The 11,588-nt window shown below is 65.7% G+C and carries 11 protein-coding genes; 6 read left to right on the forward strand and 5 right to left on the reverse strand.

Annotated features, from left to right (window positions below; all coding sequences use genetic code 11):
- Position 1 precedes the first annotated feature (1 nt).
- The 4 genes from virB11 to AAEO60_RS12000 all read left to right on the forward strand — a co-directional run bounded on the left by virB11 (position 2) and on the right by AAEO60_RS12000 (position 5,088).
- Positions 2 to 1,021, forward strand: a complete 1,020-nt coding sequence (gene virB11, locus AAEO60_RS11985) for a P-type DNA transfer ATPase VirB11 (RefSeq protein WP_341673940.1) — start codon at positions 2 to 4, stop codon at positions 1,019 to 1,021.
- 36 nt (positions 1,022 to 1,057) lie between these two features.
- Complete coding sequence (locus AAEO60_RS11990) at positions 1,058 to 3,229, forward strand: RNA degradosome polyphosphate kinase (RefSeq protein WP_341673941.1); 2,172 nt, start codon at positions 1,058 to 1,060, stop codon at positions 3,227 to 3,229.
- A complete protein-coding gene (locus AAEO60_RS11995) occupies positions 3,226 to 4,713 on the forward strand; it encodes a Ppx/GppA phosphatase family protein (protein WP_341673942.1) in 1,488 nt (495 codons plus the stop codon). Before AAEO60_RS11990 ends, AAEO60_RS11995 begins: the two co-directional genes overlap by 4 nt.
- A gap of 87 nt (positions 4,714 to 4,800) precedes the next feature.
- Entirely contained in the window at positions 4,801 to 5,088 is a 288-nt protein-coding gene (locus AAEO60_RS12000) for a hypothetical protein (RefSeq protein WP_341673943.1), read from the forward strand.
- A gap of 86 nt (positions 5,089 to 5,174) precedes the next feature.
- Here AAEO60_RS12000 and AAEO60_RS12005 read toward each other — a convergent pair whose 3' ends face one another.
- Entirely contained in the window at positions 5,175 to 5,726 is a 552-nt protein-coding gene (locus tag AAEO60_RS12005; protein WP_341673944.1) for a nuclear transport factor 2 family protein, read from the reverse strand.
- Positions 5,727 to 5,820: 94 nt separating this feature from the next.
- On the opposite strand from AAEO60_RS12005, the gene AAEO60_RS12010 reads away from it, so the two are divergent.
- Both AAEO60_RS12010 and AAEO60_RS12015 read left to right on the forward strand, forming a co-directional pair.
- Positions 5,821 to 7,227: a carotenoid oxygenase family protein gene (locus tag AAEO60_RS12010; RefSeq protein WP_341673945.1), complete on the forward strand. Its 1,407-nt coding sequence runs from the start codon at positions 5,821 to 5,823 to the stop codon at positions 7,225 to 7,227.
- A 120-nt stretch (positions 7,228 to 7,347) separates the two neighbouring features.
- Positions 7,348 to 7,671 (forward strand): TraR/DksA family transcriptional regulator, encoded by a 324-nt coding sequence (locus AAEO60_RS12015; RefSeq protein WP_341673946.1) that lies wholly within the window; start codon positions 7,348 to 7,350, stop codon positions 7,669 to 7,671.
- Here AAEO60_RS12015 and AAEO60_RS12020 read toward each other — a convergent pair.
- The 4 genes from AAEO60_RS12020 to AAEO60_RS12035 are packed head-to-tail and all read right to left on the reverse strand — an operon-like array spanning position 7,668 to position 11,587.
- On the reverse strand, positions 7,668 to 8,159 hold the full coding sequence (locus tag AAEO60_RS12020) for a nuclear transport factor 2 family protein (RefSeq protein ID WP_341673947.1): 492 nt from the start codon (positions 8,157 to 8,159) through the stop codon (positions 7,668 to 7,670). The two genes, AAEO60_RS12015 and AAEO60_RS12020, sit on opposite strands and share 4 nt — an antisense overlap.
- A 19-nt stretch (positions 8,160 to 8,178) precedes the next feature.
- Entirely contained in the window at positions 8,179 to 9,042 is an 864-nt protein-coding gene (locus AAEO60_RS12025) for an alpha/beta hydrolase (protein ID WP_341673948.1), read from the reverse strand.
- Positions 9,039 to 10,151, reverse strand: a complete 1,113-nt coding sequence (locus tag AAEO60_RS12030; RefSeq protein WP_341673949.1) for an NAD(P)-dependent alcohol dehydrogenase — start codon at positions 10,149 to 10,151, stop codon at positions 9,039 to 9,041. Before AAEO60_RS12030 ends, AAEO60_RS12025 begins: the two co-directional genes overlap by 4 nt.
- Complete coding sequence (locus AAEO60_RS12035; protein WP_341673950.1) at positions 10,148 to 11,587, reverse strand: aldehyde dehydrogenase family protein; 1,440 nt, start codon at positions 11,585 to 11,587, stop codon at positions 10,148 to 10,150. Before AAEO60_RS12035 ends, AAEO60_RS12030 begins: the two co-directional genes overlap by 4 nt.
- Position 11,588 lies beyond the last annotated feature (1 nt).

The following is an 11,588-nucleotide window of genomic DNA, read 5'->3' on the forward strand; positions in this document are numbered from 1 at the left end:
GATGAGCGCCGAGATCCACCAGCTGGGCGGCGAGCCCGAACCGGAAGCTCCGCAGCTTCCCAGTGGTTCGGTCTATCTCGACGCCTACCTCGCGCCGTTCCGCGACTGGCTGGAGCGTGACACGGTCACCGAGATCCTCGTCAACAAGCCGGGCGAGATGTGGGTGGAAGACGCCGCCAGTCCCGGCATGCAGCGCATCGAGCTGGAGGCCATCGACGACAAGCTGGTGCAGCGCCTCGCCGAACAGGTCGCGCGGGTCAGCCACCAGGGCATCAACCGCGAGCATCCGCTGCTGGGCGCCACCCTGCCCGACGGCGCGCGCATCCAGTTCTGCGGCCCGCCAGCCACGCGCAAGCACTGGGCCATGGCCATCCGCCGCCACCGCCGGCTGGACCTGCCGCTCGACGCCTACGACGCCGGGCCGCTGCGGCAGGCGAGCGAAGGCGACATGCCTGACCCGCAGGAGCAGCCGGTCGAATTCCTGCGCGCCGCGATCCGTGCGCGCAAGACCATCCTGATTTCCGGCGGCACCAGCACCGGCAAGACCACCTTCCTCAACGCCATGCTGGGAGAAATCCCGCGCGACGAGCGCGTGGTGCTGGTGGAAGACACGCCCGAACTGAAGTTCCCCGGTGCCAATGCCGTGGGCCTCGTCGCGGTGAAGGGCGAACTGGGCGAAGCCAAGGTCACCGCCAACGAACTGCTGCAGTCGGCCCTGCGCCTGCGGCCCGACCGCATCGTGCTGGGCGAACTGCGCGGCGCCGAAAGCGTCAGCTTCCTGCGCGCGATCAACACCGGCCACCCGGGCAGCTTCTCCACCATCCACGCGAACAGCCTGCGCGGCTCGCTCGAGCAGCTCAGCCTGATGGTAATGCAGACCGGCATCGGCCTATCGCGCAGCGACACCATCGCCTATGCCGCCAGCGTCATCGACGTGATCGTCCAGCTGCAACGCACTGACGGCAAGCGCGGCATTTCCGCGATTGCGCGCGCCAGCGAACTGGTGGATGTCTGGAACTGACATCACCTGAACTGCAAGGCATTTCCGGAAGTCCCAATGAGCACCGCCCCCGATATCCTCGATCCGGAAACACTTGCCCCGGAAGAGCGCTATTTCAATCGCGAGCTGTCGTGGCTGTCGTTCAACGAGCGCGTGCTGGCAGAGGCCAACCGGGCAAGCTACCCGCTGTTGGAACGGCTGCGTTTCCTGTCGATCTCGGGCAGCAACCTCGACGAATTCATGATGATCCGCGTGGCCGGCCTAGCCGGGCAGGTGCGCAGCGGGGTGGCCGAAATGTCTCTCGACGCGCGCACCCCGGGCCAGCAGCTGGCCGCGATTAGCGAAAAGGTGCGCGAACTCGGACAGTTGCAGCAGCGCACGCTCGACGAACTGCGCCCGCTGCTCTCCGCGCAAGGCATCCACATCAAGGGTGGCGATCCGATCGACCCCAAGGCCGAAGATTGGCTGCGGCAGTATTTCCTCGACCACATCATGCCGGTCATCACTCCGCAGGCGATCGACCCCGCGCATCCCTTCCCCTTTGTCGCCAACCTCGGCATCGGCGCGCTGTTCAACCTGACGCGGCGCGAGGACGGCAGCCAGCTGGTGGAGATGGTGCTGATTCCCAGCGCCTTGCCGCGCTTCGTCCGTGTGCCCCAGAGCGTGCTGGGTGAGGACGCCACCTATGTCGCGATCGAGCGACTTGTAGTGCGCTTTGCCGACCTGTTGTTCCCCGGCTTCGAGATTACCGGTGACGGCGTGTTCCGCGTGCTGCGCGACAGCGATATCGAGATCGAGGAAGAGGCCGAGGACCTCGTGCGTTACTTCCGCAGCGCCATCCAGCGCCGCCGCCGCGGGCAGGTCATCATGCTGGAGATCGACGAGAACTTCGATGCCGAGGCCGAAGAACTGCTGCGCGACAAGCTGGAGTTGGAACAGGCCTTCATCACCAAGACTATCGGCATGCTGGGCATCGTCGGGCTGGAAGAGGTGGTGAAAGAGGATCGTCCCGATCTCAAGTTCACCCCGTATTCCCCGCGCTACCCCGAACGGGTGATGGAGCATGACGGCGACGTCTTCTCTGCCATCCACGAGAAGGACATCGTCATTCACCACCCCTACGAGAGCTTCGAGGTGGTGGTCGATTTCCTGCGGCAGGCGGCGGTCGACCCCAATGTCGTCTCGATCAAGCAGGCGCTCTACCGCGCGGGCCAGCAATCGCCGGTAATCAATGCGCTGTGCGAAGCGGCGGAGAACGGCAAGTCGGTCACCGCCGTGGTGGAATTGAAGGCGCGCTTCGACGAGGAACAGAACCTCAAGTGGGCGGGCGAGCTGGAACGCGCCGGGGTGCAGGTGATCTACGGCTTCATCGACTGGAAGACCCACGCCAAGATCTCCATGGTCGTGCGGCAGGAAGACGGCGGCTACCGCACCTACTGCCATTTCGGCACCGGCAACTATCACCCGGTCACCACCAAGATCTACACCGACCTCAGCTACTTCACGGCGGACCCGGCGCTGGGCCGCGACGCATCGAAGCTGTTCAACTTCATCACCGGCTATGTCGAACCGCAGAAGATGGAACGGCTGGCAATCTCTCCGCTCGACCTGCTCGAAACCCTGATCGAGGACATCGAGGAAGAAATCGAACTGGCCCGCGCGGGCAAGCCGGGGACGATCTGGTGGAAGATGAACCAGATCACCGAGAAGCGGGTGATCGACAAGCTCTACGAAGCCAGCCAGGCGGGCGTACAGGTGGTGCTGATATGTCGCGGCATCTGTTGCCTGCGTCCCGGCGTCCCCGGCCTTTCCGACAACATTACCGTCAAGTCGATCATCGGCCGTTTCCTCGAACACAGCCGCATCTACGCCTTCGGCAAAGGCGAACCGCTGCCGAGCGACAAGGCCAAGGTCTATATCTCCAGCGCCGACGTGATGGACCGCAACCTCTACCGCCGGGTCGAGGCGCTGGTACCCATCGTCAACGCCACGGTGCACGACCAGGTGCTCGAACAGGTGCTGCTCGCCAACCTGCTCGACACTGAACAATCCTGGCTGCTCGATGGCGAGACGGGGGATTACGAGCGCGTCGAGACCGGTGACGGGGTTGAGGACGGTGGCTTCAACTGCCACCAGTACTTCATGACCAATCCGTCACTTTCGGGACGCGGTGGGGCGCTGAAGGACGACCGCGTGCCCAATCTCACCCTGCGCAAGGGAGCGGTATGAGCGTCGGCTATTCCAGCAGCCGCGCCAAACTTGCCGACCAGCCACAGCGGGCCGTCATTGACATCGGGTCGAACACCGTGCGCCTGGTGATCTATTCGGCGCCGCAACGCGCGCCTTCGGTCTGGCTCAACGAGAAGGTGACGGCGAAGCTGGGCCGCGATCTCGCCAGCACCGGCAAGATTCCCGACGAGGCGATCGAGATCGCCATGCGCGGCCTCGCGCGCTTTGCCCGCATCCTGAAAGACATCGGCGTCACCAACGTGCGCACCGTGGCAACCGCCGCTGCCCGCGATGCGAAAAACGGTCCCGCCTTCGTGAAACAGGTGGAATCCCTCGGCCTCGATGTCGAAGTCCTGTCGGGCGAGGAAGAGGCGATCACTTCGGCCTATGGCGTGATCGGTGCCTTCCCCGGCGCACAAGGCGTGGTGGCAGACCTTGGCGGCGGCAGCCTGGAACTGGTGGCCATCGGCGACGGCGAATGTTCGCACGGTGTCAGCCTGCCGCTCGGGACCCTGCGGCTGGCCGCCCTCCGGGAAAAGGGCACCAAGACCTTCAACAAGAAGGTGAAATCGGAACTGGTCGCAGCCGACTGGGCCACGGCCCATCCCGGCCCGCTGTACATGGTCGGCGGCACCTGGCGCGCCTTCGCCAGTTTCGCCATGCACCGCAGCGGCTACCCGCTCACCGATTCGCACGCCTACACCATGTCGGTGGAGGAGGCGGACAAGATCGCCAAGAAGGTCTCGCGCATGACGCCGGACGAGCTGACCTCGATCAGCGGGATTTCCTCCTCGCGCGCGGCCGGCCTGCCCGATGCGGCTGCCATGTTGCGCCCGGTGCTCGCGGCGCTCCAGCCGGACGGACTGGTGTTTTCCTCGTGGGGCCTGCGCGAGGGACTGCTGTTCCGCGACCTGTCCGAGCATGCGCGCCAGCTCGACCCGCTGCTGGCCGCCGTGGCGCACTTCACCGAACCGCGCGGGGTTTCGCCAACCATCGCCATGCAGATCGCCGGGTGGACCGCCCAGGCCAGCAACGGGCGCGGCACCGATACCGAGCGGCTGCGGCAGGCGGCGATGATGCTGTGCCTCGCGCAGTGGCGGATCGAGCCGAACATGCGGCTCAACCACTCGATGGACTGGGCGCTCGACAAGCGTTGGCTGGCGCTCGACCACCGCGGGCGGGCGATCATCGCCGCAGCCCTGCGCGCCGCCAATGGCCGGCCCGAGCCGACGCCCGAGCTGCTGGCGCTTGCCAGCGAGGACGACCTGCACGAGGCCGCCACCTGGGGCCTCGCCTTCCGCCTCTGCCGCCGTATCGGCGCAGGGACACGCACCTCGCTGCTGTCGAGCAAGCTCACGCGCGAGGGCGAAACGCTGCGGCTGTGGCTGGAACCGGACCGCGTCGAGCTGGTGTCCGAACAGGTCGAGACAGACCTTGCCAGGCTGGCGGCATGGCTGGGCTGCGAAGGCTTGCTGGAAGTCTGATCCTTTCTGACATTTTTGTGACATCATGCGGCTGCGCTTGCCCGCGTGGTCCGATCACCCCATGTCGTGGGCATGGAAACAGGCGCGATGGCAAAGAAACAGACACCCGACCCGCATGACGCGGCCAACGAGAACGCGGCGGTCGACCAGGACGCGCTGGCGCTGGAAGCGCTCGCCGAAGGCGTGCTGCAGCGCGAGTTCCGTCCGCGCGCCAGCAGTGTTCGCCGCCTCGCCGAAGGTGTGCTGGCCTTGCGGGCTGACTTGAAAAAGGCGCGCAAGAAGGCCAAGGCTGCGGCGCCGAAGACGGGCAAGAAGAAAAACAAGAAGCTCGCCAAGATCCCCGGCCAGAAAACCGGACAGAAAAAGGGCAAGTAAGTCCCTTACACCCTTCGGGTCGCTCGAAGGGAAACTCCAGAACGGCGCGGGTGAGCCCCCCTTGCCCGCGCCGTCCTTTCACAGAGTCAGAACGGATCGTGCGACTGTTCGTCGAAGGGCCGCGTGTCAGCGGGATCGCTGCGATAGGGCGGTCGCTGCGGCAGCTTGCGCTCACCTTTCCACGGCACCTGGTCGACTTCGGTCCAGGCGTTCACCGTCAGCCGCAGGAACTTCCACCGCCCGTCTTCGCGGATCAGCCGGTCATCGCGGGTGCCGATGCCGAAGACGAAATTGGTGCGGTAGTCGGCGTTCCATTGCAGGATCTGGAAGAAGCAGCGCACCCGCGCGCCTTCCGGGCGCGGGTCCATGATGAACTGGCTCATCAGGTGCTGGCGGCCATACCACCAGTGCTGCCGGTCATACCAAAGGCTGCGCAGGTTCTCGCGGATCGCGTCGTGGCCTTTCACCTTGCCTTGCCACAGGTGGTCGAACTCCGCCTCCCGCGCGAAAGTGGCGATCGCCTGCTCTTCGTCGGCGAGGTCAATGCCCCAGGCATAGCGGGCGTAGAGCTCCTCGATCTCGCCGCGATCTTCGGCCGGCATGATTTCCGGGACACCCTGGGGCCAACAGTTACTCATTTGCTTTTCCTCGGCATCAATTTGTCTCCCATCAAATACCCGCTTGCCAAGCGGACCTATAAGCCTTTCAATCGGCGTAACACGGGAGAGAGCGATGCCGGAAATTTTTCACCCCTTTGCCAGCTTTGGCTTGCAGGAGCGCATGCCCATGCGGTTCGAGGCCGACGTCTTCGAATGCGAAGTGGAAGGGGAGATTCCGGCAGAGCTGCAAGGCGCCTATTTCCGCACCGGGGGCGACCGGCAGTACCCCAGCCTGGAGGACGACATCATCCTCAACGGCGACGGCATGGTCAGTGCCTTCTGGTTCGATGACGGCCACGTTTCCTTCCGCAACCGCTATGTCCAGACCGAACGGCTGAAGGCCGAACGTGCGGCGCGGCGGCGGCTCTATGGCCACTACCGCAACAAGTACACCGACGATCCCAGCGTCTCCAACCTGCCCAACCGCGACAATACCGGCAACACCTATGCCTTTGAACACCATGGCGAATTGTTCATGCTGCGCGAGGACAGCCGGCCATACCGCGTGGACATGGAGACGCTCGATACACTGGGCGAAGGCCAGTGGGGCGACCTGCGCTCGACCGCGCTGACCGCCCATCCCAAGATCGACCCGGTGACCGGCGAGTGGTGGTCCTACGGCGTCTTCGCGGGCGGCGAGCCGACCACCGACGCCAGTCTCCACGTGTTCGACAAGGACGGCAAGCTGGTGCGCGAACAGTGGTTCCACACCCCCTTCCCCGGCCTCGCCCACGACTGGGGCGTGACGCGCGAACACATCGTCCTGCCGATCATGCCGCTGGTCGCCAGCGAGGCGCGGCTGCGGCAGGGCAAGCCCTACTACGAATACGATCCGGACCAGCCCGCCAAGTGGGGCGTCATGCCGCGCGATGGCGACCCCGCCACCGACATGCGCTGGTTCGACGTGCCGGGCGTGATGGGCCACGTGATGAATGCCTACACCGATGGCGACAAGGTCATCATCGACACGCCGATCAGTCCGGGCAACTGCTTCAGCTTCTTCGCCGACAAGAACGGGCGTTTCCCCGAAATGCCGGAGACGATCACCCAGATCACCCGCGTGGTCTTCGACCTGTCGAAGAGCGATGACGAAGCCGTCTCCATGCATCCCGTTGCAGGCGCCTTGGGCGACATGCCCAAGATCGACGACCGCTATGCCATGAGCAAGTATCGCACCGGCTATTTCGCCTTGCGTGCCTTCCCGCAGATGGGCGTGGGCCAGATCGACTGGGAAACGGGCGAGCTCAAGGTCTACGAACTGGAAGGGGCCGCCGCGCAGGAGCCGGTCTTCATCCCCCGCTCGCCCGACGCGCCCGAAGGCGACGGCTTCGTGCTCACCGTGGTCGACCGCTTCGCCGACAAGACCACCGAACTGCACATTCTCGACGGCAACGACGTCAGCCGCGAAGCCATTGCCAGGATCAAGCTGCCGTTTGCCATGCCCATGGCCTTCCACGGCTGCTGGGTGCCGCGAAGCTGACGAAGTTGACACCCTGCACGATATTTTGCGTTTCGACACATCCGGTTCATGCCCATGGGACGAGCAGTCTCGCCACATGCAGGAACGCCGGTTCCCCCCTCTCATATCGGAGACACAAGAATGACTGACACTGCCAAGGCCAAGGCCACCCTCGAAGCCAACCTGGTGGAGCTGGAAGGCCGCCTCGAACGGATCCAGCGCGACCTCGACGAGCCGCACGACCCCGACAGCTCCGAACGCGCAGTGCAGATGGAGGACGACGACAGCCTGGAAGGGCAGGCCCGCCTCGTGACCCGCGAAATCGCTTCAACCAAGCGCGCGCTCGACCGGATCGAGAGCGGCGAATACGGCTATTGCGTGCAGTGCGGCGAAGAAATCCGCGACGGCCGGCTGGAGGCACGCCCCGAAGCCGCGCTGTGCATCAACTGCGCGAGGAAGGGTTAGTCGTCAGCCGGCATATTGTCGGCAATCGTCTGCGAATGGCGACGGATGACCTGCCAGTTGCCGTCGCGGTTCGCGAAGGTATCGGTCAGGAAGAACGCCTCGTCGATAATGCGCACGCCATCCTCGTCGACCTGCCAGGTGCCGCGCAGGACTGCGACCGCAGTATCGCCGGTGACTGCGATATCGAGCACTTCGACCGTGAATGACGCGAAGTGCCAGCGGCGGGTATTCGCCAACCATGGCTCACGCGGGATGATGAACGGCGCGCCTTCATGCACGACGAGGTGGAACTCGGGGGCGACCAAGGCCTCGATGAAATCGTAGTCACCGTCGAGGAACGCCTGTCCCCATTGCTGTTCAAGCGCGAGTATTTCTGCCTGTTCGGAGGATAGCTCGGCTTCGACCACAGGTTCCGCTGGCCGCATCTGTGCAGCAGCAGGTGCTGCCAGCATGGCTGCAATGCCTGCAAGTAGCAGTAGTCGTCGCATGTCTTTTCCCCTTCGTAGCTTACCCCGTTACGCGGCTAACAAAGCCCGCCACCATCCGTTCGATCTCGCGCTGGTCGCTGCCGATGCTGAGCGCCGGGCTGAGGTGGTTGTGACCTGACAACAGGTGCATGGCGGGCCATTCCTGCTTGGTGTCGAACCACTGGCGCACCAGCTGGGCGGCCTGCCGCTGGAAGTCGACAGGGTCGAACTCGGCGACGCTGAACTGCATGGGCACTGGCGATGCCAGCAGCCCCGCCAGGGCCGAGGCCGGGCCCCAGGCCTTGCGGTCCTCGCCGTAATAGGCGCGTCCCATCGGGTTATCCTCTGCCGTGGTGGTGTCGTAGACGCCGCTCATGAAGACCGCGCCCGCCACGCCTTCGGCATGGTCCCGCGCATGGGCGAGGTAGTTGGCGACATGGGCCGCGCCAGCGCTCTGGCCTGACAGCACGATCTTGTCCGGATCGCCGCCGTGTTCCTCGACATTGGCGCGCAGCCAGTCGACCATCAGGCGCAGGTCCTCGACCCCGCTGGGGAACTTGTTGTCCGGTGCCAGGCGATAGGTGGCGGTGACGCCGAGCCAGCCCTGCCGCGCGGCGAAATCCCCCAGGTTGGAGTAGAACGGCGAGCCTTCGGTGTGCTTGTCACCCATCATGAAGCCGCCGCCATGGAGGAAGACGAAGACCGGCGCGCCGTCGATACCGTCGCGGCGGAACAAGTCCAGCCGGTGGCGCGCGTCTTCGCCGTAGCTGAAGTCGCGCGCGACCACGGTGCGCGGATCGAGCCCGTGGTTCATTTCGGCAAACAGGCGCTGCGTACCGCCGATCATGTCGGGCGAGAGATCGCGGCCTAGACCGGCCAGCGTTGCGCGGATTTCAGGGGTCATGCAGGCTGCTCCATCAGCAGGACGGGCTTGATCGCCGCGCCCGAATGGGCATCGGCCCAGGCGCGGTCGATTTCGGCGAAGGGGTAGAATGACAGCATCTTGTCGAAGGGCAAGCGGCCTTGCTGCCACCATTCGGCAAGCTGCGGCAGGAAGGTCTGCGGGTTGGCGTCGCCGCCGAGGATACCGCGCAATTGCCGCCCGCCCGCGAGCATGGCGAACATCTGCGGTTTCCACGGCCCGTCGGCATCGGGCAGCGGCGCGGCGACGAAGCCGGCGGTGCCGTTCATGGCCAGCACTTCCAGTGCCAGCGTGTGCACCGCGCCGACATTGGTGGTGTTGAAGGTGTAGTTCAGCCCGCGCCCGGTGACACCCCGGATCGCGTCTTTCAGGTCTGGCTGGTCGCCGCGGAAGCAATGGGTCGCACCCATCTCGCGCGCCAGTTCCAGCCGTTCGTCGGAAAGGTCCACCGCGACGATCTGCTCTGCCCCGGCGATCTTGGCGCCCATGATCGCCGACAGGCCGACGCCGCCGGTGCCGAGCACGGCGATGGACTCGCCCGGCTGCACCTTCAGTGCCTCGATCACGCCGCCCGCGCCGGTGATGACACCGCAGGCGAGCGGGCCGAGCTTTTCGAGCGGCAGGCTCTTGTCCATCTTCACCGCCGTGCGCTGCGGCACGATCGAATGGCTGGCGAAGCTCGACTGGCCGAAGAAGTGCGAGTGGACGCAGGTCTCGCCGTCGCTGAGCGCGGTGGAGCCATCCATGCGCTGGCCGCCGAAACACAGCGGCATGGCGAGGTCGCAATAGGTCGGGCGCCCCGCGCGGCACGAGGGGCAGCGCCCGCAAGAGCTGCCCGACAGCACGACGTGGTCACCCACGGCGAAGCCCTCGACGCCCTCGCCCAGTTCCTCGACCACGCCCGCGCCTTCGTGGCCCAGCACGATCGGCTGCGGGCTGTGGCGACCGGGGTGTTCGTGCAGGTCGGTGTGACAGATGCCGGTGGCGACCAGCCGTACGCGCATTTCGCCCGCGCGCGGGGCTTCCTGTTCGAGTTCGACCAGTTCGGGCGCGGTGCCGCCGTGGCCGGAGAGGGCTGCGGTGATCTTCATGCCTTGTCTCCGAGGTGGTGGTCGTTGCGGATGTCGGCGGGTGCGCCGGTCTGGGTCAGCAGGCTCTTGCGGCGCAGGAAGCGGCGCAGGCTCTCCGGCCCGATGCGCGGCGCGCCGTAGCCGGACCAGCCGAAACTGTCCGACCCGAAGGTGCGCAGCTTGGCGAAGGTGAGGAAGGTGTCCTGCAGGAAGATGCCGCCCGCGTTGATCCGCCGCCCGATGGCCTCGGCCTCCTCGGCGGTCCCGGCGATCACGCTGGCGGTGAGGCCGAACTGGGTATCGTTGGCGAGGCGCACGGCCTCGTCCGTGTCGGAATAGGCCATGACGGGAATGCAGGGGCCGAAGGTCTCGTCCTGCATGATCGCCATGTCATGGGTGACGCCGGTGAGGATCGTGGGCCGCATGTAGCGCCCGCCACCGATTTCTTCGATCTCGCCTCCGGTGACGACAGTCGCGCCCTTGGCGACGGCATCGGCGATGTGGCCCGCGACGATGTCCGCCTGCGGTCCGTGGGTGAAGGGGCCGATATGTCCGGCGCGCGGATTGTCGGTGTTAAGCCGCACTTCGGCAGCCTTCTCCACCAGCCTGGCGACGAAGGCATCATGCACGCTTTGGTGCACGTAGACGCGCTCGACCGAGTAGCAGACCTGCCCCGTGGCATAGACCGCGCCGCGCAGCACGGCGGTCGCCGCACGGTCGAGATCGGCGCTCTCGGTGACAATGCAGGGGTCCTTGCCGCCCAGTTCGAGATTGCAGGGGATCAGCCGCTCGGCGCAGGCGACCGCAACCTTGCGGCCCGTCGGCACCGAGCCGGTGAAGCAGATCGTGTCCGCCTCGGCGATGACCGCCTGCCCGACATCGCCTGCACCCGCGACATAGTCGAAGACGGCGGCAAGTTCGGGCACTTCGGCCACGGTTTCGAACAGGGCCTCGATCACGCGGGGCGTGACTTCAGAGGGCTTGAGCAGCACCGACGAGCCTGCAAACAGCGCCGGCACCGCGTCGAGCAGCGCCAGCATCAGCGGGGCGTTCCACGGACTGATCACGCCGACCAGCGGATAGGCCACCACCTGCGATTGCACCCGCACCGTGGGCATGGAGGTGGACATGGAATCCCATTCCAGCCCGGCGAAGGCCTTGGGCGCATCTTCCAGCCAGCCACCGATGTTGCCCATGGTGATGAAGCCCTGGATATAGCTGGTGTGGCACCCGCCGGTATCGTGGGCGTCCGCCTCGCCAATCTCGGCAGCCTTCGCCTTCACCGCGCCCAGCCAGCGCGCCATCACCGCGCAGCGTCCGCCGACACCCATCGCTTCCCACGCCGGTTGCGCGGCCTTGAGCGCCGCCGCCTTGGCAGCGACCTCCTCAGCCGTCGCGGGCGTGATCGCGTGATCGGGCTGGCCCGTACGCGGGTTGATGACTGCTAGCTGTTCCAAA

Source organism: Aurantiacibacter gilvus (assembly GCF_038289935.1).
In the GTDB taxonomy this organism is placed as follows: Bacteria; Pseudomonadota; Alphaproteobacteria; order Sphingomonadales; family Sphingomonadaceae; genus Alteraurantiacibacter; species Alteraurantiacibacter gilvus.